This is a genomic window from Fibrobacter sp. UWR3, assembly GCF_900143055.1.
Classification (GTDB): domain Bacteria; phylum Fibrobacterota; class Fibrobacteria; order Fibrobacterales; family Fibrobacteraceae; genus Fibrobacter.
The window spans coordinates 382910-409314 of record NZ_FRCW01000004.1; the positions used below are offsets into that span (position 1 = coordinate 382910).

Here is a 26405-nt window from a genome sequence, read left to right on the forward strand (position 1 = left end):
CGTAAAGCCGTCCAGTTCTTCCGTGAAGCGTTCTTCGTCATCAGTTGCTTCAAGTAGTAGTTTTGTAAGATGGGGCGATCTTCCCCCGAATTTTTCGTATGGTGAATTTGAATATGAACAGCGTATATACAAGTATCTGACTGTGACAGGAAAAGATACTAATAATAAAGCGGCAACAATCAATGTTATGGCAGAGAATTTGAATGTTGGTATAATGATTGATGGCTCTGAGAATCAATCTGACAACTCTAAAGTTGAACGCTACTGCTATGACAATGATACCACAAAATGCCTAAAGTATGGTGGACTTTACCAATGGGCTGAAATGATGGGCTTCAACGATAGTTGTAATACCAAGAGTTGTGCCCATTTGATTCAAGAGAATCATCAGGGAATTTGCCCAGGTGGTTGGCGTTTGCTTACATACAATGATTTTTATATTGTAGTTCACGCAGATGGAAATGATGCGGGTGTGAAAGGTGTTAGATCAACGGGTTTTGGCGGCCTTAACTATACAGGGTATAGTTTAATTGCCGCTGGATATAATTGGGCATATGAGTTTTCGGATCTTAATGATTACACATATTGGTTTTATCCTGAAGAATCAAAGAATTATGCACAAGAGGGGGCTGTTGCCGGGTCACAGGGAAAATCGTCTACGGGCAATTCTCGTTCCGATCAATATAAGACATATGGCTTTTCAGTCCGCTGCGTAAAGGTTGACTAACGAATTCATAATAAGGATGACATAAGACCAAGAAAAATACGATCGCGGAATGAACAATTTCAAAATTGAACAACTCGAACCTCGCCTACTCATGGCTGCCGTCAAATAGTCATTCCACACCCCACACTTCACATTTCACACTGGAATCGCGTTAGGGGGCGTCGCACCGCCATGCGGTGGCGAGACTTGCCGTGGACCCTATCCCCTATCGCTTCGCTCCAGGGTCCAGGGTGACAGAGCGGCAAGGCTCGATGAGCCGACCCCGGATCAGGTCCGGGGTGACGAGAGGCGAGCAGCACCCGACCCGGCCCCCCTTCGGCAGGCTCAGGGACCGGGCCGGGGAACGCCCTGTTTTTACATTAGGCAGACTACAGGTTGTCCAGAATTCTCAGCATTTCCGCAGGGGTGACGACTTTCGGGTGTTGCGGAAAATGCTTCTGGTTGCCCGTGACCAGAAAGGTTTCATCGGTCTTGTTCTTCTCCATGGCGACCTCGAAAAACACCACGTCTTTCGGATCGGGAAAATCGCCAACGAGAGTTTCAACGGCAGCAAGGTTCACGCCGATGGATTTCAGGCGAGAAATCAAGAAATCGACGGTTTCTGTTGGAAAATGAAACTTCTTGCGCGACAGGACTTCTTCGTATTCCTGTAAAATGGAATCGTTGAAAACGGGAATAATCTCGTGGGCGTAGGTCTGTTGAACGACCTGCCCAGGGACGGAATCCCACCGCAAAAGCGCAGAAACTAGCACGTTGGTGTCAATGACGGCGTAGCACTTCATTTGCCTGCCCGCGCCTGTGCGATTTCGGCGTTGATTTCTTCAAGGGACATGTCGGCGACTCCTGCATCGGCGGCGGACTGCGAAGCCTGCTTCATGGCTTCAAGGACATCGTCGGGTGTGGTCGGGCGGAGTTTCATGCTGAAAGGAATGCCGTTTTCGAGAATGGTGCGGGCAAGGAACATTCGGACGGCTGTCGGCAGGTCTATACCGAGTCTTTCGAAAATACTCCCTGCTGCGGAACGGGTCTTTTCGTCCACCCTGACTTGTAGCAATGTGCTCTGCATGGCATACCTCCGTACTTACAAAATATACAAATGTATTCTGTGTGAATGCAAGTGACTTTAATATTAATATATATTTTTTTAGGCTTTATAGGTTAATTTTCTCAAAAAATACGGAGAAATTAGCCCATTTCAGGACCACCACACCCCAAACTGGAATCGCGTTAGGGGGCGTCGCACCGCCACGCGGTGGCGAGACTTGCCGTGGACCCTATCGCTCCGCTCCAGGGTGACAGAGCGGCAAGGCTCGATGAGCCGACCCCGGATCAGGTCCGGGGTGACGAGAGGCGAGCAGCACCCGACCCGGCCCTTCGGCAGGCTCAGGGACCTGGCCGGGGAACGCCCAAGGAAGGGCTTAATCCGTTGGAGGCTAATCCATGCCAAGAAGCCATCTTGAGACATCGACGATTCTGATTCCTTCGTACTGGGTTGTTTCGTGGTTTGTTCTCGCGATGAGCATTTTGGGGTATGCGTCTTTTATTCCGAGCAGCGGGGCCGTTTCCCTTTCAAAAGTCTTCTTGTCCGAGATGTTGTCCGATACCTGGATATACAGCTTTTCGTCATGTTTCATTGCTACAAAGTCGATTTCTTTCTTGTATAGGACTCCGACGTAAAGTTGGTAACCCCTTCGAAGTAATTCCATGGCAACCATGTTTTCGTACACGTGGCCGTAGTCCATGTTGCGGGTCCCGAGTCTTGCGTAGCGGAACGAATGGTCGCTCAAGTAGTATTTGTCTTCCGTGGTCAAGTATCTTTTTCCGCGAATGTCGAATCTTCGGATTTTGTAGAAGGCGAATGCCTTGCATAAATAATCGATGTAAGAACCTATGGTTTTATGGTTCGTCTTGTCGCCTGTGGTGCTGATTGTCTTGGCGACATTTCGGATGGAGGTGATGTTGCCGACATTGTCCATCAAAAAGTCAATCAGTTTTTCAAGAAAGACCTTGTTCCGAATCTTGTATTTTTTGACGATGTCGCGGATAACCAACGTGTTGAAAACATCTTCGTTCACGTAACGGAACTTTTCGCTTTCAGTCTTGTATAAGAAGGAACCCGCCATCCCCCCTTCTTTAAGGTAGGATTCGAACGAGTCTTCCATTTTTTTCGGCTTGTAGTATTTTGTGTATTCCGCAAACGAAAACGGGAAGACGGGTATCTCAAAAGTTCTACCCGTAAAGAGCGTTGCCAGATCGCTACTAAGCAGGAATGCATTTGAGCCGGTTACATAGATGTCGAATTTTTCCGTGGCGTGAAGGCTGTTCAATGCCTTTTCGAACGAGTTGCAAAGTTGAACTTCGTCGATGAACAGATAGTTTGTCTTTTTAGGCTTGTACGCCTGTTCTGCATATTCTTCGAGTGCGGAATAGTTCTGTAATTTTTCAAACTTCGTCAAGTTGAAGTTGATCTTGATGATGTTTGCCTTTTTATCATTTTTTGCAATCCATTCTGCAAAGGATTCTAATAATTTTGATTTGCCGGAACGACGGATTCCGGTTATCACCTTGATGTCGGGTGTACCCCTGACATTTTTCAATGTGTCCAAATACTCTGTTCTTTCAATCAGTTTCATTTGTCGACTCCCGAATTTATATTTCCCAAAAATAAAAATATATAAAATTTGGGAAATTGTCTAGATGGCCCGGGCCGGGGAACGCCCAGGTCATTTCGGATTTAGAGAAAAGACTGCTTGTAATCGGTTGGCATCACAAAAAAAGACGGGTGATTGTCCATCACTCGTCTTTTGTGTGAGATCCTTCGACTTCACGCCTTGCGGCGTTCCGCTCAGGATGACATTTCCGATTACAGGCTGATCAGCCCTTCGGTATCCTTGGACATGGCGTCGTAGAATGCGTAGCGGGCGTCCACTTCCTTCTGGAGGTCGTCGGCGAGCTTCTTGGCCACTTCCGGATTGTTACGGGTGAGCTGCTTGTAGCGGTTTTCGGTGTAGATGTATTCTGCGACCGGGATCGTCGGCTTCTTGGAGTCGAGGATAAGCGGAGCCTTTCCTTCGGCGGCGAGAGCCGGGTTGTAGCGAAGCAGAGTCCAGTAACCGGAATCCACGGCCATCTTCTGGTGCTGAAGCTGGCTGTTGAGATCGAAACCGTGGTTGATGCAGGGGCAGTAGCAGATGATCAGCGACGGACCATTGTGAGCTTCCGCTTCCTGGAGAACCTTCAGGGCCTGAGCGTCGTTTGCACCGAGGGCGATACGGCCCACGTAAACGTTCTTGTAGCTCATGGCGATAAGGCCCAGGTCCTTCTTGCCAGCGCGCTTACCAGCGGCAGCGAAGAGGGCGACGGCGCCACGGTTCGTGGCCTTGGAAGCCTGTCCACCGGTGTTGGAGTACACTTCGGTATCGAGGACGCAGATGTTCACGTTCTCGCCGGTTGCCATCACGTGGTCGAGACCACCGTAACCGATATCGTATGCCCAACCGTCACCACCGAAGATCCACACGGACTTCTTCACGAGGTAGTCGGCGAATTCGTCGCGGAGGCTGACGGATGCTTCGTCGGTTGCACCGGCGAGGGCAGCCTTCAGGGCGGCGACGTTTTCACGCTGGGCCTTGATGCCGGCTTCGTCATTCTGCTCCTGGGTCGTGAGCTTTTCCTTGAGTTCGGCAGGAACGTTCACGGCTTCGAGGAGGCTCAAAGCCTGCTTGGCATGCTTCGTGATAGCGAGGCGCATACCGAGACCGAATTCAGCGTTGTCTTCGAAGAGGGAGTTCGCCCAAGCGGGGCCGCGGCCTTCCTTGTTCTTTGCCCACGGAGTGGTCGGGAGGTTACCGCCGTAAATGGAGGAGCAACCCGTAGCGTTGGCGACAACCATGCGGTCACCGAACAGCTGAGAAACGAGACGCACGTAAGCGGTTTCGCCGCAGCCTGCGCAGGAGCCAGAGAATTCGAACAGAGGTTCGAGGAGCATGGCCTGCTTGACGAGGTTCTTGTTGACCTTGGTGCGGTCGAATTCCGGGAGATCGACGAAGAAGTCCCAGCACTTGCCTTCCTGAACCTTGATGGGTTCCTGCGGCACCATGTTGATGGCCTTCTTGGTTTCGTCGGCCTTGTCCTTACCGATACAGGCCTGCGTACAAACGCCGCAACCCGTACAGTCGTAGCTGGACACGGAAATCGCGAATACCGGCTTGTCGGAACCTTCGAGCTTGAAGCCCTTGGCCGGGGTGTACTTGAAGCCTTCCGGAGCGTTCTTCACTGCGGATTCGTCAACGACCTTCACGCGGATGGCTGCATGCGGGCAGACCATGGCGCACTTGCCGCACTGCACGCAAGCGTCCGGATTCCAGGACGGGATGTTGAGGGCGAGGTCGCGCTTTTCGTACTTGGTGGTACCGGTCGGGAACACGCCGTCGCAAGGCATCTTGGAGACGGGGAGAAGTTCGCCGTTGCCCTTGATGATTTCTGCGGTGACTTCGTTCACGAACTTCGGAGCGTTGCCGTGGATCGGAGCGCGGAATTCCTTGGTGCTGGTGACAGTAGCAGGAACCTTGACTTCGAACAGGTTAGCAAGAGAGGCGTCGATAGCGTCCCAGTTCTTCTGGACCACTTCCTGACCCTTCTTGGCGTAGGTCTTTTCGGCGTACTTCTTGATGTACTTGATGGCGGTTTCGGCATCGAGCACGTTACCGAGCTTAGAGAAGAAGCAGGTCTGCATCACGGTGTTGATGCGGCGGCCCATGCCGGTCTTCGCGGCAACGGCGTAGGCGTCGATCACGTACACCTTGAGGTGCTTCTTGATGATTTCTTCCTGCACCGGACGCGGGAAGGTATCCCACACGGTGTCGGCGGAATGCGGAGTATTCACGAGGAAGGTTGCGCCATCCTTCGCGTACTTCAGCATGTTCACGGATTCCAGGTGCGGAGTGTGGTGGCATGCCACGAAGTCGGCTTCGTTTTCGCCAATCAGGTACGGGGCGTCGATGATGCTCTTACCAAAGCGGAGGTGAGAGGTGGTCATGGAGCCGGACTTCTTGGAGTCATAGACGAAGTAGCCCTGGGCGTAGTTGTCGGTTTCGTTACCGATAATCTTGATGGAGTTCTTGTTGGCACCCACGGTACCGTCAGAGCCGAGACCGAAGAACATGGCCTGGAAGAAGTCGCTTTCCAGCTTGAAGTTCGGGTCGATGGTGAGGCTCGTGTGGCACACGTCGTCGTTGATACCGACGGTGAAGCGAGCCTTCGGGTCGGCCTTGGCGAGTTCGTCGTAAATGGCCTTGACCATGGCCGGGGTGAATTCCTTGGAAGAGAGACCGTAGCGGCCGCCGATCATCTTCGGCATAGCCATCTTGCCTGCCATCACGGCTTCGGAGATAGCGGTCAGGGCGTCCTGGAAGAGCGGTTCGCCAGCGGAACCCGGTTCCTTGCAGCGGTCGAGGACGGCAATCTTCTTGACGGTCTTCGGGAGGGCTGCAACCACGGCTTCCATCGGGAACGGACGGTACAGGCGGATGTTCACGAGACCGACCTTTTCGCCCTTCCCGTTGAGGTACTTGACGGTGTCACCGATGGTGCAGGTCGAAGAACCCATGGAAATGATCACGCGGTCGGCATCGGGTGCACCGACGTAGTCCACGATGTGGTACTGACGGCCAGTGTAGCTTGCGACCTTGTCCATGTACTTCTGGACAATTTCCGGAACCTTCAGGTAGAACGGGTTCACCGTTTCGCGGCCCTGGAAGTAAACGTCCGGGTTCTGGGCGGTACCGCGCATGGTCGGGCGGTCCGGAGTGAGGCAACGTTCACGGCATGCCTTCACGTACTTTTCGTCGATGACGTTACGGATAACGCCGTCTTCGAGAGCTTCGATCTTCATCACTTCGTGAGAGGTACGGAAACCGTCGAAGAAGTGCATGAAGGGAACGCGGCTTTCGAGAGTGGAAGCGTGGGCCACGAGAGCGAGGTCCTGGCATTCCTGCACGCAGCTGGAGGCGAGCATGGCGAAACCGGTCTGGCGGCAGGCCATCACGTCGGAATGGTCACCGAAAATAGAAAGGCCCTGCATGGCAAGGGCACGGGCAGTCACATGGAAGACCGTGGGGGTCAGTTCGCCCGCAATCTTGTACATGTTCGGGATCATCAAGAGAAGACCCTGGGAAGCGGTGAAGGTCGTGGTCAAAGCACCAGCCTGGAGCGCTCCGTGAACGGTACCGGCAGCGCCACCTTCGGACTGCATTTCAAACACGCGGGGAACCTGTCCCCAAATATTCTTCTTGCCTGCAGCACTCCAGTTGTCGGCGTGCTCAGCCATAGGACTAGACGGTGTAATCGGGTAAATAGCCGCAACTTCGCTAACAGCAAATGCTACGCTAGCGGTGGCCTCGTTACCATCACACGCAATCATCTTTTTTGCCATGTGTGTCTCCAATTTTTAGGTTTTTTCGAAAAAATCTGATCATATACACCCCGGGCATGTGGTACCACACCCGTGGCGCAAAAATCCGTAGAGAAAAATATAAAGATTGAGCGTGAAAGAACGGGAATTTTTTGAAAAATTCTCTTAAATGGGGAATGTATGGGGGCGAAAAATGCCGGTAGAACTGTGTAAATAAATTTTAACGTTCGTATCTGCGGTACCCGGGTCTAAAAACCATCGGTTGCGGTTCTGAAATGCGTTCCTTGCGTTTTGCGGGCTTAAAAGCCTTTGACTGGGGGCCTCGCTTGTCGGGCCAGCACCCCCAGGGCATTTTCTTGATATTGCGGGACTCGAAGAATTCTGCAACTTTGTCATTGTCGGCGAAATAGTAGACATACCCGTTTTTTGTGAATCCCTGTGTCTCGAAGGTTGCATTGATGTTAGTGGTATCGATGGGCTTGCCTTGCCTATAGAGTTCTACATAGTAGGCGCTCCATTGTTTGTCGAAGTGTATGCCGCTCCTTTTTTTACGGTCCTTGTATTCTAAGGCTTTCGTCAAGTCGTCGAAGTCCCTCTTTAGTCGGGTTTGGTACACTGCGAAGGCGAGGGGCGAGGATGCCTGCTCATCGAGCAGGGGTGTGCTTTCGGTGCATGTAAAAAAGGCCATGGAATCCGCGGCGTCGATATAGTCTTCCAGGCGCAGGTCGTTGGAGGGGGTAAAGTCTCTGCTGGCTGTTTTCAACTCATTGGGGTCGCTGCACCCGCACAGGGCGACGAAAGCTGCCATGACCAGGCATTTTAAGGTGTTTATTCCTTTGCGCATGGAACTAAACTAATAAATTTTCCTGTTGCAGGGAGTTTTTTCTATATTCCGCACTGATGAAATTCCGCGTATCCACAGAAACCTTGAACCGGCTGAAGCGCTTCCGCAAGAACAAGCGGGCGTTCTGGTCGCTGGTGGTGCTCGTGGTGGCGTACCTGCTTTCACTCACGAGCCCGTGGACGGTGAACGACGAACCGCTCGTGCTGCGTTACGAGGGCAAGACGTATTTCCCGGCGTTCGTGCGGTACAGCGATGCGGATTTTGGCGGGGAATACCAGACGGAAGCCGATTATGGCAAGCTTTTCGAGGCTGTTCGCGAGTGCGAGGAAGATGCTGCCGAGGGCTTTACCCGCGCGGGCGGATGCCCCGAGGTTTGGGCCATTATGCCCCCGATTGCGCACGACCCGCTGAAGGCGGACCTGAGCGAGGACGGAGCGCCCCCGTTTGCGCCGAGTGCAAGGCATTGGCTTGGCACCGACAGCAACGGCCGCGACGTTTTGGCGCGCCTGATTCACGGGTTCAGGATTTGTATCAGTTTTAGCCTGCTCTTGACGGTGCTCGGGACGTTCCTCGGGATTGTCATCGGCGGTATCCAGGGCTACCTCGGCAAGTTCTGGGATATCGGCATGCAGCGCATGATTGAAATTTGGTCGTCGCTCCCGATGCTCTATGTGGTGATTCTAATCGGGAGCATTTACGGGCGCAGTTTCTGGCTGCTCATCTTGATTATGGCGGCGTTCAACTGGATTTCGCTCAGTTACTACATGCGTGCGGAATTCCTCAAGCTGCGCGGCATGACCTACGTGCAGTCGGCGAAGGTTCTGGGCATGGGGCACAGGCATATCTTTTTCAAGGAAATTCTGCCGAATGCGATGACGCCCGTGGTGACGCTGTTCCCGTTCACGCTGATTGGCGGTATCGGGAGCCTTACTTCGCTCGATTTTCTGGGATTCGGCCTGCAGCCGCCCACGCCCAGCTGGGGCGAACTCATGAGCCAGGGACTCAATAATTTGTATGCACCGTGGATTTCGGTGAGCACGGTCGCCGCACTCTTCGTGACGCTGCTCCTCACCACGTTCGTGGGCGAGGGCGTGCGGGATGCCATGGACCCGAAGTCGGGGGACAGGTATGTTTAGTTCTTCGCCGGTTTTGCAGGTGCGCGGGCTCTCGGTGGCCTTCGGGTTCAATAAGAAAGGCTTGCCGGTGGAAGGCCGCAAGCCGTTGCAAGTGACGGACCGTGTCTCGTTCGAAATCAATGCGGGCGAGTTCTTTGCGCTGGTGGGCGAGTCGGGTTGCGGCAAGAGTGTGACTGCGATGGGAATCCTGCGGCTGCTCCCGTGGCCGGGCGCGCAGATTGTCGAGGGCTCGGTGCTGTACAGCGCGGGTGCTTCGAATGCGGGTAAGGACTGCGCTGAGGGTTCTCTTGTGGAAAAAGACTGCGCGCCGATTGATTTGGCGAAGCTCCCGCTCCCTGAACTGCAGAAAATCCGCGGGTCCGAGATTGCGTGCATATTTCAGGAGCCGATGCAGGCCCTGAACCCGGTCGTGACCATCAAGAAGCAGTTGCTCGAGGTGTTCAAGTTCTGCGGTGGACCCTATCGTTCGCCTGCTGTGCCTACCGGCAAGGCTTTAAACGGCGCGGGTAAGGCTGAGTCGGGCAAGGACGGCGCAAAAACTGCGGGCAAGGACGGCGCGAAAACTGCGGGCAAGGACGGCGCGAAAACTGCGGGCAAGGATGGCGCCGCCGACCCGCTGGCAGCAATTCGCGAGATGCTGACTCTCGCGGGCTTTAACGACCCCGACCGCGTGCTGAACGCCTACCCGCATGAACTATCGGGAGGCATGCTCCAGCGCGTATGTATCGTGATGGCGTTGCTCCCGAAACCCAAGCTCATTATTGCCGACGAACCGACTACGGCACTCGACGTGACGGTGCAGGCGCAGGTCCTTGCGGTCTTGAAAGATATGGCGAATCGCACGGGTACCGCGGTCCTGCTGATTACCCACAACATGGGCATTGTCTCGCAATACGCGGACCGCGTGGCGGTGATGTACGCCGGCCGCATCGTAGAATGCGGGCCCGTGCGCGACGTGATTGATAACCCGATGCACCCGTACACGCAGGGGCTATTGGCCGCCATCCCCGAAAACCACAGTGACATGCGCAACCTGCGCTCCATCCCGGGGTCAGTGCCGCATGCGCGCGACTTTGTGAAGGGCTGCCGATTTGCGGACCGCTGCGAAAAGTGTGCGAGCCTTTCCGCCGAGCTGCAGGCCAAGTGCCGCTCACAGGAAATCCCGCCGAAAGTGGGCGAGTCTCATTTTGCGCAGTGCTATTTCCAGAATTTGCAAAGCAAGTAAACGCTTCTAGCAGACCAAATGCATGCGTGCTGCCCGCTTGGTCTGCCCAGCGGGCCTAAAAAATCACTTTTAGGTGCAAGTAATTTGCTTTCCAGCAGACCAAATTTACGAAAATATCTGAAAAGGTCTGCTCAAAAGTCTAAAAACAGCAGATTTCGTTGCGTATAAAGTAATTTTTAGCAGACTAAATGAGGGCTTGCGGCCATTTTAGTCTGCTCGGGCTAATATATAGTTTGCTCGGTTTTATGCGTTATCAATCCGGACTTATTTCAGACCGTATTTCTCGGCGAGCTGGGCGCGCTCTTCTTCGGAAAGGCTTTTCAGGTAAGCCTTCCAGCCGGGGCAGAAGTTGATGTGGAATCGCCAGAACCGCCCGATGAGGGATTTGGGGTTCTTGTCGTACTGGGCACGGATTTTGCAGTTTGCGCAGGCCATTTTATGCGTCCTCGTTTTGGGTTGCCTTATGCCTGTGCAAATTCTCTTGCAAGTTCGATAAGCGTCTGCACGCCGAAACCGGTGGCGCCGTATTCGGTGTACTTCCACTTCTTGGTGACGAATGCCGTACCCGCGATGTCGCAATGCGCCCACGCGGTATTTTCGGGAACGAATTCCTGCAGGAACAGTGCCGCGGAAATTGCGCCCGCGTCGGTTCCCGTGTTCTTGAGGTCGGCAAACTTGTCCTTGAGCGCGTCGGCGTATTCTTCTTCGAGCGGCATGCTCCAGAACTTTTCGCAGCACGCTTCGCCGCAGTTGATAACCTTCAGGCCGAGATCGTCGTCGTTGCTGAAGAAGCCCGCGATGGCATACCCGAGTGCGCGGACCATGGCACCGGTGAGTGTGGCGAGATCTACGATGTGCGTTGCCCCGATTTCGCCTGCTTCTGCAAGTCCGTCGCTAAGCACCAGGCGGCCTTCGGCATCGGTGTTGTCGACCATCACGGTCTTGCCGTTCTTGGCCTTGAAGATGTCGCCCGGGAGCACGGACTTGTTGCCGATTGCGTTTTCGGCGAGGCAGCACACGGCGCTCACGTGAATCGGGAGCTTGAGCGTGGCGATAGCCTGTATGGCGGCAAGTACGGTCGCCGCCCCGCTCATGTCGCTAATCATTTCGGGCATGGATTTGGGCGGCTTGAGGCAGAGCCCGCCGGTATCGAACGTGAGACCCTTGCCCACGAATACTAGGTGGTCCTTCGAGGTGCGCTTGGCCCCCTTCGTTCCGTCGTACGAAAGCGTAATCATGTACGGTTCGTGCGAACTGCCCTTGCCGACGGTCACGTGGCCCATGAAGCCTTCCTTTTCGAGTTGCTTCATGTCGCGCACCTTGATGCTGAGGCTCGGCGTGTATTTCGCGATGGTCTTCGCATTTTGAACAAACTCAGCGGGGTAGAGGTCGCTGGCGCAGGTGTTGATGAGGTTCCTTGCAAGCGTTACCGCCTTCTGCTCGACAGCGACATCTTCTGCAATCTTCTTGAAATCCTTGACGTGCTCGCCCGCGACAATCTCGAATGTTACCTGGAAGTTCTTCTCCTGCTTGCTCTTGTATGCGTCGAACTTGTAGTCGGCGTAGCTAAGCCCGTGGAGAATTGCCTTGAACTGCTCATCTGCCGCATCGGCGAGGAAGATGCTCACGCTGGGAACCTGCTTTTTCATGGCGCGGCCAGCCAGGCGGTAGGCGGCCATGCGCAGGTGGTCGAGTGCGGAAAGCCCGCGCTCCTTTGCCGCATCTACGAAAAACGTCGGCTTGCCATCGATTTCAAGGAATTCGAGGTCCTCGAACGGGCCGTCCTTCATGCCGTTAAGAACGGATTCGACCTGCTTTTTGCCGTTTTCCGACAGGATAGTGGAAAACTGCACTGATTTTTTTACGAAAAAGAGGGCGTAGGCGTTCGCTTTTTGCGATTCTGTGGCGATTATATTGAACTTCATGTTTGGAAAGATAGCAAAACTTTTGTATTTTGATACAAAGAAAGTAAATAATGCAAAATGGAGTAATTATGAACACGAAAATGAAATCGTTCGGTTTTGTTCTGGCTCTGACAGCTTTTGCCATGGCTCAAGAAGCGGCTCCCGTAGCGGAAGCTGCAGCACCCGCACCGGAAACAGCCGCCGTTCAGGAAGCGGCTCCTGCTGAGGCCGCCCCGGCCGTTCCGGCACAGGAACCCGCCGCTGCGACGGAACCTGCGGCGGAAACTGCACCCGAAGCGCCCCAGGCTGTTGCCCAGGAACCTGCTCCTGCCCAGGATGCCTCGACAGGCTCGGCAACCGAAACGGCTCCTGTAGAGACGGCCGCTCCGGCCCCGCAGCCTGAACCGCAGCCCGCTCCTGTTGCCGACGAAGGCGACATGCCTGCTCCGAAGGCTGTCCGCGGCGTAGATGCCGAATCGCAGCCCGTGTATGGCGCGCAGACAACCGCTCCGGTCGAAACTACTGTTCGCGAAACCCGCGTGTATAGGCTCAAGGCTGAACCCATTCCGATGAAGTTCTCCTTCGGTGTGCAGGGCTTTGCCGGCATGAACACTCTCTTCGACAACAACTGGGATTTCGAGGAATCCTATGACGGTATTGCATGGAAGGCCGGCTTGTTTGCCGTGGTGCCGTTGAACGAATACACGATGGGCTTCAAGATTGGCGCCTTGTTCGACCATAGTGAGGCTAGCGCCTCCTACTCTTACGGTAGCGATTATTCCAAGGAAGCGCATGTCAAGTTCAAGATGGACCGCGTGACTATCCCGCTCCTGTTCATGCTCAAGTCCATGTACTCGAACTTCTCGTTTGATTTTGGTATGCAAGTCTCCGTGCCTGTCCAGGATACGTTCAAGTATTCCTACGAGAAGGCTGACGGTACTCCCGTGAACGGCAATGCCGACATGATTGACCTGGATTACCGCAATTCCATGGACTTCGCGCTCCTGCTCGGTCTCTCCATCAAGGCGAACAATTACCTTTCGTTCGATATCCGCTACGAATGCGGTATTTCCAATGCCTATGACGGCGTGCCCGGCTGGCGCATCAACGAGCTCACCTCGAACACCTTCCTCTTCGGTATTTCCTTCTACGTCCTCTAATAGTTTATGATTCTTCCGATTGTCGCTATAGTCCTGGGATTGGGTGTCCTGGTATGGAGTGCTGACAAGTTTGTTGATGGAGCGGTAGGTGTCGCCAAGTTTTGCGGCATGTCTACGCTCCTTATCGGTATGGTTATTGTCGGGTTTGGCACCTCCGCTCCGGAGATGGTCGTCTCGGCGATTTCTGCCATGCAGGATGCTCCTGAACTTGCTCTTGGAAACGCTTACGGGAGCAACATCGCAAACATCGCCCTCATTCTCGGCGTGACAGCGATTATTTCGCCCGTCATCGTGGTGCGGAAGGCTCTCGTGCGTGACCTGCCCGTGTTGATTGCCGTTACGGCTGTTGCCATATTCCAGGCGATGGACGGCTCCATCAGCAGGCTCGACGGCATTGTCGTGCTGCTCGTTTTTGCGGGCGTGATGACCTTCAATGTCGTGAGCGAACTTCGCCAGAAAAAGGGTGTGGCTGCGGAAGAAACGGTTGCATCGGAATCGGGTGAGAGCGAAAAGCTTTCTCTTGGAAAGTCTATCCTGTGGCTTGTGCTCGGGCTTGCTCTGTTGGTGGCAAGTTCCCGTGCACTCGTGTGGGGCGCGGTAGAAATTGCGCGTGCTCTCGGCGTGAGTGACCTGCTGATTGGCCTTACGATTGTCGCCGTGGGTACCTCGCTCCCGGAACTTGCGAGTTCCATTGCGGCAGCCCGCAAGGGCGAGAACGACCTCGCCATTGGCAACATTATCGGGTCGAACCTGTTCAATACGCTCATGGTGGTAGGTATCGCAGCGATGATTGCGCCGATGCATTCCTTCAGCGCTTCTATCCTGAGTCGTGATCTGCCGGTTATGGCCGTGCTGACTGTTCTCCTGCTGTTGTTCGGGCTCCCTGTCCGCAAGAGCAGAGTCGGTGCGGATGGCAAGCGCATTGGCCGCATCAACCGCCTTGAAGGTACCGTGTTTCTCGTTGCCTACGTGGGCTATATCGGCGTGCTTATTGCGCAGGCGACCGGAGTCTTGAAGTAGCGTGCTTTTCCATTCCTGGTATTTCATTCTGTTTGCGGTCGCTGTCGTAGGGCTATACTACGCGGTTCCCGTGGGCAGGGAAAATGCCTGGGGCGGCAAGTTCCGTCGCATACTGATTCTCGTTGCGAGCCTCTACTTTTATGCGGTGTGGCGACCCGAGTACCTTGCGCTTATCCTTGCGACAATCGGCGTGGATTACACGATGGCGCGCTTTATCGAAAGGTTTGGCCGGAGTGCGGATGGTGCTGTTGATGGCGTGCCTGTCGCGAATATTAAACGGCGCATTGCGCTTGCTGTTTCGCTGAGCTTTGACCTCGGGCTTCTGTTTGCGTTCAAGTACCTGGGATTCTTTGAGGAAACGTGGAATGCGATTGTCGCCCCGTGGATGGGGAAGCCTTTGGACTTGCCCAAACTGTTGCTCCCGATGGGGATATCGTTCTATACGTTCCAGAGCCTGAGCTACGTGATTGACGTTTATCGCGGGAAGATCCCTGCGTGCAGGAACATCGCGCAGTACGCGTTGTACGTGACGTTCTTCCCGCAGTTGGTGGCGGGCCCTATCGAGCGCGCTCCGCACTTGATGCCGCAACTTGCGCTTGAGCACCGCTTCGATTTGGGCGACTTGCAGGCGGGCATGTTCCGCATATTGCAGGGGTTCTTCAAGAAGGCCGTGCTGGCAGACCACCTGGGCGTATTCGTGGATGGCGTGTTCAATGGTGTTGCTGCGGGCCACGTGTCGGAACTGTCTCCTGTAGAACTGATTCTTGCGGGCATTTTCTTTACCTTCCAGATTTATTTCGACTTCTCGGGTTATTCGGATATCGCTATCGGTATCGCGCGGATTTTTGGCGTGCGCTTGATGGAAAACTTCAATGCGCCGCTGCTTGCGACAAGCATCTACGACTTCTGGAAACGCTGGCATATCTCGCTTACGAGCTGGTTCCGCGAATACGTTTACTTTAGCCTCGGCGGTTCGCACAAGGGACGCCCGCGCGCTATCGTGAACGTGCTTGTCGTATTTTTCTTGAGCGGGCTCTGGCACGGTGCGGCATGGACTTTCGTGGCGTGGGGCGTGTGTCACGGTGTCGCGTATGTGCTGGAACGCCCGTGGCGTAAGCTCCCGGTAAAGTACCCGTGGCTCGGTCGTATCAAGACTTTTGCGCTTGTCGTGCTGTTTTTCACGCTGTTCCGCGCACCGGATTTTGGCACGTGGCTCAACTACATTGTCGGCATATTTAATTTCGGACCGTTTGAAAACCTGGCGCAAGCGTACATTGTTCTTCACGGCGATGCGTACTTGAATGGTCCTCTTATGTTGTGCGGTGGAGCATGTGTGCATTCGCTTTTCTGTGTCGATAACGATGCTTTGCATGTCCCTGCAGCATTTAGCGTGTTAATCGGCCTATTGATATGGGGAATCCGCTCGCTTGTGACTCGCGGTGGAACGCGCGGTTGCGTGGTGGGCGATGAACCGGGTGCGTGGCGCTGGACATGGTGCCTTGTCTACCTGTTGGCAATCATTTTCCTCGGCCGCTTTAGCGGGCAGGGCTTCATTTACTTCCAGTTCTAGGGGGCGACGGTGGATACAAAGACTAAAATCGCTCTCTGGTGTGTTCGCGGGCTCGGCCTGCTTTCCATTGCATTGCTCGGGATTTTCTTTAGCGGGGCGTTCCCGCAGTGGTTTACCGGCAGGGGAGACCTCTTCAGGCTCACTTCCGTAAAGAATTTCAAGGAAGATGTCGACGAGCCGTACCATCCCGACGAAAGCGTGCATACTGCGCCGCTCGATTCGGGTATCGTGTGGTGGCTGGGAGACAGTTTTAGCCGCGTGCAGTTCGGGCACAAGCCCTTGCCCGAAGAAGTTTCGGATAAACTGTCTGCGGAAAGAATCGGGAAGGTTGCTGCGGTGGATTACATTGACCTGCAGGGTTCCCCGAAGTCGCTGTTTGCGCTTGCCGCTGCCCGCGCGAAGGAAGGGAAGCCCGTTCCGAAAGTTATCGTAGTGGAATGTGTTGAACGCAATGTATATGCGAACTTCGGTGCGAATGCGGTATTTGATTACGGTGACGTGGCGCCCTGGAACGAGGGCAAGGGCCTAGGCTCAAAAGTCAAGCGCATCCGCCGTCGAGCCTTCCTCGAGGCTCCGGGAACGGTCGACTTTAAGTTGCGCAGGTTCCCGCCGGTGGCCGCCCTGCGGGAACTCACGGATACGTGGCGCTACTCGCTCTACAAGGATACGCATCCGGGTGCGGACGAGGGCTGGGCTGGGGTTGGCGTTTATCACGAAGAGAAACCTTTCCTTGCTTTTGCGGAAGATACTGCCGGAGTGCTCCTTTACAACAAGAATTCTGAAGAATACAAGGCTGTGGTGGAACACCTGAAGGACCTAGATTCCTTGGCAAAAACCTTCGGTGCGCGCCTCCTGTTTGTGATGGCTCCGAACAGGAATCTTTTCTGGCGCGACGATGTGAATGAATGGTTGTTGCCTGCAGGCTTGCCGCTGGTATCTCCCGATGCAAGGCACTACTTTGACTTTTACGATATGCTTGATTCTGCTGGCATCGAGAACGTTGACCTGACGGTTCCGTTCTTCAAGGCGCGTAAGGCCGGCAAGGATATATTCTGGAGGACAGATTCCCACTGGAACGGAAACGCGCACGAAATTGCTAGCGATTGGATTGCGACAAAACTGTCACTAATGTTGTTCCCGAAGAAGAGGCTGGTCGCGAAGATGCCTTGTGTGTTCTAGACCGGCGGGAAGAACAGGTACGCGATTGCGATTGCCGAGATGATGCCTACCGCATCGGAAATGAGTGCGCAGGTGAGGGCGTGGCGCGTCTTCTTGATGCCCACGGAACCGAAATAAACCGCGATGATGTAGAACGTGGTGTCGGTTGCGCCTTGGAACATGCAGCTGAGGCGCCCTGCAAAGCTGTCTGCACCGAAGGTCTTCATGGCGTCAATCATCATGCCGCGTGCACCGCCTCCGCTCAGGGGCTTCATGAATGCTGTGGGGAGAGCGGGAACTACGTCGTTGCCGATTCCGAAGCAGGCGAGAACCCACGAGATTCCGTTCATGACCAGGTCCATCGCCCCGCTTGCGCGGAACACGGCGACACCCACGAGGATGGCGACCAGGTAGGGGATGACCATGACTGCCGTATGGAAACCATCCTTAGCGCCTTCGACAAACGCCTCGTAGGCCTGCACCTTCTTGTACACGGCGAGGGCCATGAATGCAACAATCAGGCCGAGCAATACGATGCCGCTGATGAAGAGGCTCGTGGTTCCGATGGCTTCGGCAGTGAGGTGGCTGAAGTAGACCATGATGGCGATGACGCAGGCGGAAAGCCCGCCGAGCCAGGCAACCGTCACCGGGTCCTTGAGTTTTACTTTCTGGAAAAAGCTGATGGCGATGATGCCCGCGATGGTGCTGAAGAACGTAGAGAGGAGGATAGGGAGGAACACGTCGCTCGGGTTTGCCGCTCCCATCTGGGCGCGGTACGTCATGATGCTCACCGGGATGAGCGTAAGGCCGCTCGCATTCAAGACGAGGAACATAATCTGCGAATTGCTCGCGACGGTCTTGTCTTCGTTGGGGTTGAGTTCCTGCAGTTGCTTCATCGCCTGTAGGCCCATCGGGGTGGCCGCATTATCGAGCCCGAGCATGTTCGCGCTTATGTTCATGAGCATCGTGCCCACGACCGGGTGGTCTTTCGGAACTTCGGGGAAGAGCCTGCTGAACAGCGGGGAGACGATTTTTGCGAGAATCTGGACGGCGCCTGCCTTTTCGCCAATCTTCATGATGCCGAGCCAGAGGCTGAGTATGCCCGTGAGGCCGAGGGCGATTTCGAACGCGGTTTTCGACATGTCGAACGCGCCCATGATAGTTTTGTTGAAGATTTGGGTGTCGCCGAAGGCGATCCACTGCACCATGCAAGCGATAAACGCGCCAAAGAAGAAGATGAGCCAGATGATGTTTAAGACCATAATGTAAATGTAAGTAAAAAGTGGTTGTTGGTCATTGGTCAATGGTCATTAGTCATTGGTCGATGGTTAATGGCTAAGACCGTAAGTTGCTGCGATAGGGGCAAAAACAATAATTAGTGGCGATGCTTGTTAAATCTCGGCAGCGGCGAGTTCGCTGCCGTCATCGAGCCTGTGGATGCTGAATTTGGCGGAGGAGGCTGCGGTCGCGCTTTCGTAGAGGGCGAAGGTCGGCGGGTTTCCGCCCTTGGGGAGGCTCGTGGAACCCGGATTCACGAGCAGGACTCCCTTGAAGTTCTTTTCGCATTTCCAGATGTGCGTGTGCCCGTAGACGTACGCGTCGACGCTTCTGCCGTTCAGTTCCAGGTCGTTCGGGGCGAGCGTGTGGAGCGCATCTGCGGGGAAGCATTCCGGCATAAAGATGTGCCCGTGGCTCAGGAACAGCGTCTTTTCTGCGGGCGTAGCGCCTGCGCGGTCATCTTTCACGACAGCAAATTCATCCTCGATGGGCATGTCGAGCATCATCAGGTCGACATCTGCATCGCAGTTCCCGCGGACCGCGACGATGCGCTCCTTGTAGGGAGCAAGCGCATCGACGACCCCCATGGGGCCGTGGCCCGCCGGGAGCGGGTTGCGCGGTCCGTGATAGAGCGTGTCGCCCAGCAAAAAAATCTTGTCGCAGTTGAATTTCTCGAAAAAAGCAAGCGCCTGCCTTGCGGCGATGGCGGAACCGTGAATGTCGGAGAGGATAAGTGCGCGCATCTTGATTCCTGAGCTACCTTATTTCCTATGCTGTCTTATTTCCTTGCCCCGCGCGGGTCGGCGCCTACGTGCCTGAAACGCATGGGCTTTAGTTTGTCTATAACGCTTTGCAGTTCCTTCGGGAGCGGGCAATCGAATACCTTGCGTTCGCCCTGCCATACGAATTCGAGCCTGCAGCTGTGCAGGAATAGCCTGTGGAGCCCGAGGGTCTTTTTCACTTCGCGGTTGAGCGCGAAGTCGCCGTAGCGGGTGTCGCCCAGGAGCGGATGCCCGATGCTTGCGAAGTGCGCGCGAATCTGGTGCATGCGCCCGGTCTCGAGCTTGATTTTCACGAGGTCGTAGCCTTCGTAGTGCTGCTTCACGCGGTAGTGCGTTACGGCCTCTTTCGCGTCCTTGCCGCTCTCGCCGACCTTCATCTTGCTGCCCTTTGCGGCATCGGTGCGGGTGAGCGATTCCGAAATCGTTCCCTTTTCCTTTTTCAGGTTGCCCTTCACGAGCGCGAAGTAGAACTTTTCCACCTCGTGTTCGCGAATCATACGGGTAAAGTCGCGCAGCGTGTCGCCGTGGAGGGCCGCAATCAGCATGCCCGATGTTTCCTGGTCCAGGCGGTGCGCGATGGTGGGCTTGAAATCGAGACCTTCGCGGCGGCCCCATTCCCACAGGTATTCCACAAGGCTCTCGCCCGGGCGCGTACCGGAACCAGGCTGGCTCGCAAGTCCCGAGGGCTTGTTCACGATGACGTAGTCTTCTGTTTGGATGACGATATCCAGGTCCTTCGCGCCCCAGCCCGCCTGCTTTTCTGCAGGGGAGAGAACCTTGCCCCATGTGGACTTGTTTTTCGCGAAACCGGACTTGCTGGGAGTTGCTTGTTTGCTGTCACCTTGCGCCTGTGCTGCGTTGCCCTCGTCACACCGCAGCCGCGAAGCGGCAAGTGTGTCTGCGTGCGTCTTGTTATCCCCTTCCACGCTCTTGAAGTTCTCGTAGATGCAGACGGTATCGCCTTCCTGCAGCATCTGGTTCGCCTTGCCGACGACTCCGTTCACGCGCACCTTTTTTTTGCGGATGACGGCGAAGAAAACCGACAGGGATTCGTCGGGGAATGCCTTGCGTAAAAAACGGTCCAGTCGCATGTTGGCGAAGTTGCGGTCGATGATGCGCGTAATCATGTAATGAAAGATAGAAATAAATGCCAAACAAGTTTGTCGCTTCTCTCGCCTTGCAGAATTTTTATATTTGCGCCATGCTCAGATGGGAAACACTTTTATCCGCTACGCGTTACGGGCACCCGGCAGACCCGGACCCGAACCGCTCCGATTATCACAGGGATTACGACCGCATTGTTTTTTCAACGGCTTTCCGCAGGCTTGGCCGCAAGACACAGGTTCACCCGTTCTCGGTGAATGACCACGTGCATAGCCGCCTGACGCACAGTATCGAGGTCTCGAGCGTGGGGCGTAGCCTTGCGATTACGGTTTTCCACCTCATCAAGAAGTACTTGCCCAAGTATATCAACGAATACCAGTTCGGAACCATCGTGCAGTCGGCCTGCTTGGCTCACGATATCGGTAACCCGCCGTTCGGGCATGCGGGCGAGGCGGCTATCCGCGAGTGGTTCCGCAAGAACCGCCAGAGCGCTCCGCTGAAGGATTTGAGCGACAAGGAAATGGCGGACTTCGAGAATTTTGACGGCAACGCGCAGGGGCACCGCATATTGAGCAAGCTGGAGTACCACTTTCTCGATGGCGGAATGCGCCTTACCTACGCTACCATCGGCGCCATGATAAAGTACCCGCAACTGGCCAAGTACGGTTGCCCCACCAGTTTGTTCTCGACGGAGGCGGACCTCTACGGGATTACCGCCGAAACGCTTGGGCTCCCGCAGATAGATAATGGCAAGTGGGTGCGCCACCCGCTCGTTTACCTGATGGAAGCCGCCGACGATATCTGCTATTCCATCCTCGACGTGGAAGATGCCATTGAACTCGGGATTCTTTCGTTTGGCGATGTGCGCGACATGTTCAGCTACCTCTGCGGTCCCGAAATAAATATCGACAAGGAATACGAGGAAAACGGTCGCAACTTCCGCGACTTCCTCAGCAGTATTCGCGGAAAGGCTTTCCAGAACATTATAGACGACGTTGCCGTGACGTTCGTGAAGCACTATGAAGAAATCATGGAAGGCAAGCTCAACAGCCACCTGATAGATATCACGAAGTCCGATGCCATGTGGGGCATCCGCATTGCGAAGCGCCTAGGCGTGGAACGCATCTACCCGGACCGCCGCAAGACGGAACTTGAAGTCGGTAGCTACACGACTCTTGCGACCGTCCTTGACGCCTTTATCAACGGCGTTTACGATTACAGGCAGAACGGCAGGAATTCTTACCGTGCCGACCGCATCGTACGGCTTATCGGGCAGGCGAAAATCGGGCAGAGCGTGACCGCCGCCGAGGCCTACCACCAGGTGCTCGATTTTGTGACGGGCATGACGGACAACTACGCCACATACCTGGCGCGCCAGATTGGCGGCCTTGCGATGGGCGTGTAGGCGGGGGTCCCTTGAAGGTCTGGCTTTTCGATTACGACCTTACTTTGTATGGCGACGAAGAGCGCTATGTCATCAATTCGCTCGACCACCGCATTTCGCTTTTTGTGCAGAAGACTGTCGGCGGCGATTTTGAATCGGCGCACAGGATTCGCACGGATTACCTGGAAAAGTTCGGCACGACGCTTGCTGGCCTCATGGCGATGAACGGTACCGACCCGGACGAATTCTTCGATTTCATTCACGAACCCGAATACCTGACGTACCCGAAAAACGCTCCCGAAAAACTCGCGCTGTTGCAAGGCCTGCAGGGCCCCCGCTATGTGTTTACCAACGGGCGGCACGACTGGAGCGAGGCGGGCATGGCGCACATGGGAATTGCTCCCGCGATAGATGGCGTGTTCGACCTGAAGATGATGGACTGGGTGGGAAAACCGCACGAGAGCGCGTACGAGAAGATGGAGCGGTGGCTTGCGCGTGTTTGGCCGGAGAGATGTGGCGCGATGCCTGGATGGGAATGCTCGATGCCCGCGAACAAGCGCGATATTGTGCTCCTGGAAGATTCTCTGCGGAACCTGGAACCCGCGCATAGGCGGGGCTGGACCACCGTGCTCGTGAACCCGAACGTGGAAGCGCCGGCTTGGGTGGATTTCCATATACCGCATCTGATGAACCTGCGCGATATTCTTCCTGTTGTGTCATCCTGAGCGGAGTGCGCAGCACGTAGTCGAAGGATCTATTTTTGTATTTTATACCCGTATGAAACGAACTGTTTATTCTGCACTTTTTGTAACGCTCGCTCTCCTTTTTGCCTCCCTGGCGTGGTCGTTCCCCGCTCCGCAGGCGCGCAACGGCTTCAGCAACATGAACGTGACGACGGAGTATTCCGAACTTTTGAAAGAGAAGAACGCCCGTAACGATTCGCTTTTGCCCGCGCTCGACGGCGACAAGGCCTTTGCCGAGGTGCTCCGCCTGAACCCGAACTTCTGGAGTCTCGGGAGCGCGATGGACAAGGAAGGCTCGCTCGTTACCAAGCTCAATGCGCAAATCGTGTTTATCGACGGTATCCGCGAGGATCCTTTCTGCGAACTGGTGAAGGGCTCCAAGAGCGACGCTTCCACATGGAACGTTCGTATAGGCGTGGACTTCGTTTCGGGCGGTTCCAACACGGTGCATATCCACGTGCAACAGTGCCTTGACTACGTGCGTGACCAGCTGGGTTATGCCATCAAGCAGGGCGACAAGATTGTGGTTATCCCGCCGAAGAAGGTGCTGGACAAGCTCCGCGAAAGCGAGATTCCCGATGCCATCGACCTCGACATGCAGCAGACGCTTTTGAAGGCGCACGAAGAAGTGGAACTTGACGGCAAGTGCCCCAAAAACATCGAGGCCTACATCATATTGATGAACGTGTACAACCAGGTCAAGGACAAGAAGATGGATTACGTTGTCATCAATGACCAGTTGAACAAGAACCGCAACGGCGCGGGCCGCGTGCAGAGCTGCGCCTTTAGCCGCGAGTGGAACAAGCGCTACCAGGAAAGTGCGAGTTTCGAGTGCGATATCGACAACGACCGCTGCCTCTACCGCCAGGAGAAGGACGGCAACTCCGAGTGGAGCATCAATTACGAGAAGGACCGTTTCGAGTACATCAACAAGAAGTTCCTGTTCTTCAACCGTAACCCCAAGAGCATCCACAAGGGCGGCACCATGCTCGACCTGCGCCTTATCCGCCTTTCGACCAAACTCTACCTGGAAGCCTACATCGACCTGAAGGGTAACCCCGTGACACTAGGGCTCATCATTGTTCCCGGTGACAAGACCATCGAGGATTACGACGACGGGGAAGACGAAGAAGACGGCGTGATGATGGAATAGGTGCGCGTACCCGCCAGAATTCCTGTTTCCTGCTTCATTTTGACGCCTTAATCCTTTTTTTGGACTTCTTATTATCTATATTTGGCGCGTACAAATCAAGGAGTAGCTAAATGCTCAAATCTACACTGCAACAGACCGATCCGGAAATCTACAACATCATTCAGGAAGAAGCCGAACGCCAGGAATATGGCATCGAGCTCATCGCTTCCGAAAACTATACCTCCAAGGCCGTCATGGAAGCCATGGGTTCCGTGCTGACCAACAAGTACAGCGAAGGCTACGTCGGCAAGCGCTACTACGGTGGTAACGAAGTGATCGACAAGATGGAAGCTTTGGCCATCGAACGTTGCAAGAAGCTCTTTGGTTGCGACCACGTGAACATCCAGCCGCTGTCCGGTTCTCCGGCCAACGCCGCCGTGTACTTCGCCGTCCTCAAACCGGGCGACAAGGTCCTCGGCCTCAAGCTCGACCACGGTGGACACCTTTCTCACGGCCATCCGGTGAACTTCTCCGGTATGCTCTACAACTTCGTGCAGTACGAAGTCGATAAGGAAACAGGCCGCATCGACATGGACAAGGTCCGCGAAATCGCTCTCCGCGAAAAGCCGAAGATGATCCTCGCCGGTTTCTCTGCCTACAGCCGTAACCTCGACTGGAAGCGCTTCAAGGAAATCGCCGACGAAGTGGGCGCCCTTACGATGGCTGACATTTCTCACATTGCCGGTCTCATTGCCGGTAAGGCTATCGAATCTCCGGTGCCGTATTTCGACATCGTGACGACCACCACCCACAAGACTCTCCGTGGCCCGCGTTCCGCTATCATCATGTGCAAGGACCGCACCATCCAGAAGATGGTGAAGGGCGAACTCAAGGAAGTCTCCCTCGCCAAGGAAATCGACAAGGGCGTGTTCCCGGGCATGCAGGGTGGTCCGCACGACCACATCAACGCCGGTAAGGCCGTTGCATTCCTCGAAGCTCTGCAGCCGGAATTCCAGACCTACGCGAAGAACGTTATCAAGAACGCTCAGGCCATGGCCGACGAAATGATGAAGCTGGGCTACAAGGTCATTAGCGACGGTACCGACAACCACCTCATCGTGGTGGACATGACCTCCAAGGGCGTTTCCGGTAAGGAAGCCGAAGTGGCCATGGAAAAGGTCGGCATCTCCTGCAGCCGTTCTACCATCCCGTTCGATCCGCGCAAGCCGATGGACCCGTCCGGTGTCCGTCTCGGTACGCCTGCTATCACGACTCGTGGCTTCGACGAAGAAGACACTCGCGAAGTGGCCCGCATCATCGACCGCGCTATCAAGGCTAAGGACGACGATGCTGCTCTCAAGAAGATCCGCGAAGAAATCGTGGCTCTCTGCAAGAAGCATCCGCTTTATAAATAACCGCTCGCGCTAGACTAGGGGATTAAATTGCTCCGGTCTGCGCTCGCTCTCGCAAAAGCGTGCAAAACGAGTGTCGCAAAATTGTGCTTGCATAATTTTATGACCGAGTGCAGCCGCGGACGCCAACGGCGTCAACCACGCCTCGTTAATACGAGGCGTTTGTTGCTCACACAAGTAAAGTGTAGCGGGGCAAACGCTCCGCGTGTTGCGTCATCCTGAGCGTAGCAAAGGATCCGGACTCGCATTATGTCATCCCCGACTTGTTCGGGGATCTTTTATATATAGAAAAAGCACAAAATTGCCAAAGTGGCGGTGAAATGGCTGAAAAATTGTCGTTTTCACCGCCGAAATTTACTTTGTGTGTATAAAAATGAACCTTTTTCTTGTTGCAGGGCATGATGCTGGCGGTGAAATGGAAGAAAAATGTTCAAAATCACCGCCATATGCGGCCTTTGGTGGGCTAAAATGAACAAAATTGCACAGACAAACTAGTAAAGTGGCGGTAAAATGGCGGAAAAATTGTCGTTTTCACCGCCAGAAAGGAATTTTCTGCCAACGGTTACAGAAAGATTCTATTATTTGGAAACAACTTGGAGGAAACATGCGACACCTTTGGTTTGGAATTCTTGCTTGTGCGGCGATGCTTGTCGCCTGCGGTGACGATGACAGCGATTTTGCGACACGCCCGGATGGGAAGGAATTGACGGAAGGGATGCTGACGGACTCGCGCAACGGTCAGACTTACAAGACGGTCACCATCGGCACGCAGACCTGGATGGCGGAAAATCTCAACTACGAGACTGCAAACTCCTACTGCTACAAGGATAGCGTTTCTAACTGCACCAAGTACGGTCGCCTTTACACTTGGGCTGCTGCGAAAACCGCTTGTCCGAGCGGCTGGCATTTGCCGACAGAGGTCGAATTTAAAGAGCTAGTTGCTACTGTTGGCGGTTCTAGTACAGCAGGCAAGATGCTCAAGTCTACTAGCGGCTGGGATGACGATGAAGGGGAAAGCGGCAATGGTACGGATGCCTACTTGTTCACGGCGTTGCCTGCTGGCGAATGGTCCGACAACGGTGGGATTTACCGTGATGAGGGCCTTTATGCGTTCTTCTGGGGTTCTACTGATGATGGTATCGCGTACAGTATGAACTTGCACTACCACGACGACATTGCAGGCCTGGGTTACGGCCACAAGGACACCGGACACTCTGTCCGTTGTATCAAAGGTTTAGAGGTGAAAAAGAGAACGACGCTCGTAGGGATTTATATATCATTCTGGCAATGTATATTGTGGTGTCTAAAATACCTTTTTTGGGTCTATATGACAAAAAGGTACCTGAAAAACAGGTACTTTTTGATTATATGACATTTGGGTACCTGAAATCGTCCGCAAGCCTTTATCTACTTG

The 26405-nt window shown here is 54.6% G+C and carries 23 protein-coding genes; 13 read left to right on the top strand and 10 right to left on the bottom strand.

Going from position 1 to position 26405, the window contains the following annotated elements:
* The first annotated feature begins 22 nt into the window (after window positions 1-22).
* Together BUA44_RS15660 and BUA44_RS16130 are read left to right on the top strand one after the other, a co-directional pair.
* Window positions 23-727, top strand: coding sequence for a fibrobacter succinogenes major paralogous domain-containing protein (locus BUA44_RS15660; protein WP_178348767.1), 705 nt, complete (start codon window positions 23-25; stop codon window positions 725-727).
* Between the two features lie 49 nt (window positions 728-776).
* On the top strand, window positions 777-836 hold the full coding sequence (locus BUA44_RS16130) for an LEPR-XLL domain-containing protein (RefSeq protein WP_083579534.1): 60 nt from the start codon (window positions 777-779) through the stop codon (window positions 834-836).
* 259 nt (window positions 837-1095) lie between these two features.
* On the opposite strand, the gene BUA44_RS07490 is transcribed toward BUA44_RS16130, so the two are convergent.
* The 5 genes from BUA44_RS07490 to BUA44_RS07510 form a co-directional block, all read right to left on the bottom strand.
* Window positions 1096-1509 (bottom strand): putative toxin-antitoxin system toxin component, PIN family, encoded by a 414-nt coding sequence (locus BUA44_RS07490; protein ID WP_072810370.1) that lies wholly within the window; start codon window positions 1507-1509, stop codon window positions 1096-1098.
* Entirely contained in the window at window positions 1506-1793 is a 288-nt protein-coding gene (locus BUA44_RS07495; protein WP_072810372.1) for a type II toxin-antitoxin system RelB/DinJ family antitoxin, read from the bottom strand. Before BUA44_RS07495 ends, BUA44_RS07490 begins: the two co-directional genes overlap by 4 nt.
* Window positions 1794-2160: 367 nt before the next feature.
* The gene (locus tag BUA44_RS07500) at window positions 2161-3360 is read right to left on the bottom strand and encodes an ATP-binding protein (protein WP_072810374.1); all 1200 of its coding nucleotides are present in this window, start codon (window positions 3358-3360) and stop codon (window positions 2161-2163) included.
* A gap of 230 nt (window positions 3361-3590) precedes the next feature.
* On the bottom strand, window positions 3591-7160 hold the full coding sequence (gene nifJ, locus BUA44_RS07505) for a pyruvate:ferredoxin (flavodoxin) oxidoreductase (protein WP_072810376.1): 3570 nt from the start codon (window positions 7158-7160) through the stop codon (window positions 3591-3593).
* A gap of 199 nt (window positions 7161-7359) precedes the next feature.
* A complete protein-coding gene (locus tag BUA44_RS07510) occupies window positions 7360-7947 on the bottom strand; it encodes a hypothetical protein (protein WP_143151906.1) in 588 nt (195 codons plus the stop codon).
* A 92-nt stretch (window positions 7948-8039) separates the two neighbouring features.
* Here BUA44_RS07510 and BUA44_RS07515 point away from each other — a divergent pair, with 92 nt between their 5' ends.
* On the top strand, window positions 8040-9119 hold the full coding sequence (locus BUA44_RS07515) for an ABC transporter permease (RefSeq protein ID WP_072810381.1): 1080 nt from the start codon (window positions 8040-8042) through the stop codon (window positions 9117-9119).
* Window positions 9112-10344 (top strand): ABC transporter ATP-binding protein, encoded by a 1233-nt coding sequence (locus BUA44_RS15045; RefSeq protein ID WP_255370485.1) that lies wholly within the window; start codon window positions 9112-9114, stop codon window positions 10342-10344. The genes BUA44_RS07515 and BUA44_RS15045 overlap by 8 nt, the downstream gene beginning before the upstream one ends.
* A 264-nt stretch (window positions 10345-10608) precedes the next feature.
* Here the strand turns inward: BUA44_RS15045 and BUA44_RS15665 are convergent, their stop codons facing one another.
* Together BUA44_RS15665 and BUA44_RS07535 are read right to left on the bottom strand one after the other, a co-directional pair.
* On the bottom strand, window positions 10609-10779 hold the full coding sequence (locus tag BUA44_RS15665) for a hypothetical protein (protein ID WP_175547249.1): 171 nt from the start codon (window positions 10777-10779) through the stop codon (window positions 10609-10611).
* Window positions 10780-10805: 26 nt separating this feature from the next.
* Complete coding sequence (locus tag BUA44_RS07535) at window positions 10806-12269, bottom strand: leucyl aminopeptidase family protein (RefSeq protein WP_143151907.1); 1464 nt, start codon at window positions 12267-12269, stop codon at window positions 10806-10808.
* 68 nt (window positions 12270-12337) lie between these two features.
* On the opposite strand from BUA44_RS07535, the gene BUA44_RS07540 reads away from it, so the two are divergent.
* The 4 genes from BUA44_RS07540 to BUA44_RS07555 are packed head-to-tail and all read left to right on the top strand — an operon-like array spanning window position 12338 to window position 17177.
* The gene (locus tag BUA44_RS07540; protein ID WP_072810384.1) at window positions 12338-13408 is read left to right on the top strand and encodes a porin family protein; all 1071 of its coding nucleotides are present in this window, start codon (window positions 12338-12340) and stop codon (window positions 13406-13408) included.
* Window positions 13409-13414: 6 nt separating this feature from the next.
* A complete protein-coding gene (locus BUA44_RS07545; protein ID WP_072810386.1) occupies window positions 13415-14428 on the top strand; it encodes a calcium/sodium antiporter in 1014 nt (337 codons plus the stop codon).
* Window position 14429: 1 nt separating this feature from the next.
* A complete protein-coding gene (locus BUA44_RS07550) occupies window positions 14430-15998 on the top strand; it encodes an MBOAT family O-acyltransferase (protein ID WP_072810388.1) in 1569 nt (522 codons plus the stop codon).
* Between the two features lie 9 nt (window positions 15999-16007).
* A complete protein-coding gene (locus BUA44_RS07555) occupies window positions 16008-17177 on the top strand; it encodes an alginate O-acetyltransferase AlgX-related protein (protein WP_072810390.1) in 1170 nt (389 codons plus the stop codon).
* On the opposite strand, the gene BUA44_RS07560 is transcribed toward BUA44_RS07555, so the two are convergent.
* From BUA44_RS07560 to BUA44_RS07570, 3 genes are all read right to left on the bottom strand, one after another.
* Complete coding sequence (locus BUA44_RS07560) at window positions 17174-18418, bottom strand: nucleoside recognition domain-containing protein (RefSeq protein ID WP_072810393.1); 1245 nt, start codon at window positions 18416-18418, stop codon at window positions 17174-17176. The two genes, BUA44_RS07555 and BUA44_RS07560, sit on opposite strands and share 4 nt — an antisense overlap.
* A gap of 129 nt (window positions 18419-18547) precedes the next feature.
* A complete protein-coding gene (gene yfcE, locus BUA44_RS07565) occupies window positions 18548-19177 on the bottom strand; it encodes a phosphodiesterase (protein ID WP_072810396.1) in 630 nt (209 codons plus the stop codon).
* Window positions 19178-19212: 35 nt separating this feature from the next.
* Window positions 19213-20343 carry an RluA family pseudouridine synthase gene (locus BUA44_RS07570; protein ID WP_072810453.1) on the bottom strand — a complete coding sequence of 377 codons (1131 nt, stop codon included), beginning with the start codon at window positions 20341-20343 and terminating at the stop codon, window positions 19213-19215.
* A 74-nt stretch (window positions 20344-20417) separates the two neighbouring features.
* Between BUA44_RS07570 and BUA44_RS07575 the strand changes: the two genes are divergently transcribed.
* The 5 genes from BUA44_RS07575 (at window position 20418) to BUA44_RS07595 (ending at window position 26363) form a co-directional block, all read left to right on the top strand.
* Window positions 20418-21725, top strand: a complete 1308-nt coding sequence (locus BUA44_RS07575; RefSeq protein WP_072810456.1) for a deoxyguanosinetriphosphate triphosphohydrolase — start codon at window positions 20418-20420, stop codon at window positions 21723-21725.
* Window positions 21726-21736: 11 nt separating this feature from the next.
* Window positions 21737-22429, top strand: a complete 693-nt coding sequence (locus BUA44_RS07580) for an HAD family hydrolase (RefSeq protein ID WP_072810399.1) — start codon at window positions 21737-21739, stop codon at window positions 22427-22429.
* Window positions 22430-22481: 52 nt separating this feature from the next.
* The gene (locus tag BUA44_RS07585) at window positions 22482-23600 is read left to right on the top strand and encodes a hypothetical protein (RefSeq protein ID WP_072810402.1); all 1119 of its coding nucleotides are present in this window, start codon (window positions 22482-22484) and stop codon (window positions 23598-23600) included.
* Between the two features lie 110 nt (window positions 23601-23710).
* A complete protein-coding gene (glyA, locus tag BUA44_RS07590) occupies window positions 23711-24994 on the top strand; it encodes a serine hydroxymethyltransferase (protein WP_072810405.1) in 1284 nt (427 codons plus the stop codon).
* Window positions 24995-25595: 601 nt separating this feature from the next.
* Entirely contained in the window at window positions 25596-26363 is a 768-nt protein-coding gene (locus BUA44_RS07595; RefSeq protein WP_072810407.1) for a fibrobacter succinogenes major paralogous domain-containing protein, read from the top strand.
* Window positions 26364-26405 lie beyond the last annotated feature (42 nt).

Excerpts from the sequence above, each read along its gene's own strand:
- BUA44_RS07490 (WP_072810370.1), bottom strand. The coding sequence starts at position 1,509 with ATGAAGTGCTACGCCGTCATTGACACCAACGTGCTAGTTTCTGCGCTT.
- BUA44_RS07495 (WP_072810372.1), bottom strand. The coding sequence starts at position 1,793 with ATGCAGAGCACATTGCTACAAGTCAGGGTGGACGAAAAGACCCGTTCC.
- BUA44_RS07500 (WP_072810374.1), bottom strand. The coding sequence starts at position 3,360 with ATGAAACTGATTGAAAGAACAGAGTATTTGGACACATTGAAAAATGTC.
- nifJ (WP_072810376.1), bottom strand. The coding sequence starts at position 7,160 with ATGGCAAAAAAGATGATTGCGTGTGATGGTAACGAGGCCACCGCTAGC.
- BUA44_RS07510 (WP_143151906.1), bottom strand. The coding sequence starts at position 7,947 with ATGGCAGCTTTCGTCGCCCTGTGCGGGTGCAGCGACCCCAATGAGTTG.
- BUA44_RS07515 (WP_072810381.1), top strand. The coding sequence starts at position 8,040 with ATGAAATTCCGCGTATCCACAGAAACCTTGAACCGGCTGAAGCGCTTC.
- BUA44_RS15045 (WP_255370485.1), top strand. The coding sequence starts at position 9,112 with ATGTTTAGTTCTTCGCCGGTTTTGCAGGTGCGCGGGCTCTCGGTGGCC.
- BUA44_RS15665 (WP_175547249.1), bottom strand. The coding sequence starts at position 10,779 with ATGGCCTGCGCAAACTGCAAAATCCGTGCCCAGTACGACAAGAACCCC.
- BUA44_RS07535 (WP_143151907.1), bottom strand. The coding sequence starts at position 12,269 with ATGAAGTTCAATATAATCGCCACAGAATCGCAAAAAGCGAACGCCTAC.
- BUA44_RS07540 (WP_072810384.1), top strand. The coding sequence starts at position 12,338 with ATGAACACGAAAATGAAATCGTTCGGTTTTGTTCTGGCTCTGACAGCT.
- BUA44_RS07545 (WP_072810386.1), top strand. The coding sequence starts at position 13,415 with ATGATTCTTCCGATTGTCGCTATAGTCCTGGGATTGGGTGTCCTGGTA.
- BUA44_RS07560 (WP_072810393.1), bottom strand. The coding sequence starts at position 18,418 with ATGGTCTTAAACATCATCTGGCTCATCTTCTTCTTTGGCGCGTTTATC.
- yfcE (WP_072810396.1), bottom strand. The coding sequence starts at position 19,177 with ATGCGCGCACTTATCCTCTCCGACATTCACGGTTCCGCCATCGCCGCA.
- BUA44_RS07570 (WP_072810453.1), bottom strand. The coding sequence starts at position 20,343 with ATGATTACGCGCATCATCGACCGCAACTTCGCCAACATGCGACTGGAC.
- BUA44_RS07575 (WP_072810456.1), top strand. The coding sequence starts at position 20,418 with ATGCTCAGATGGGAAACACTTTTATCCGCTACGCGTTACGGGCACCCG.
- BUA44_RS07585 (WP_072810402.1), top strand. The coding sequence starts at position 22,482 with ATGAAACGAACTGTTTATTCTGCACTTTTTGTAACGCTCGCTCTCCTT.
- glyA (WP_072810405.1), top strand. The coding sequence starts at position 23,711 with ATGCTCAAATCTACACTGCAACAGACCGATCCGGAAATCTACAACATC.
- BUA44_RS07595 (WP_072810407.1), top strand. The coding sequence starts at position 25,596 with ATGCGACACCTTTGGTTTGGAATTCTTGCTTGTGCGGCGATGCTTGTC.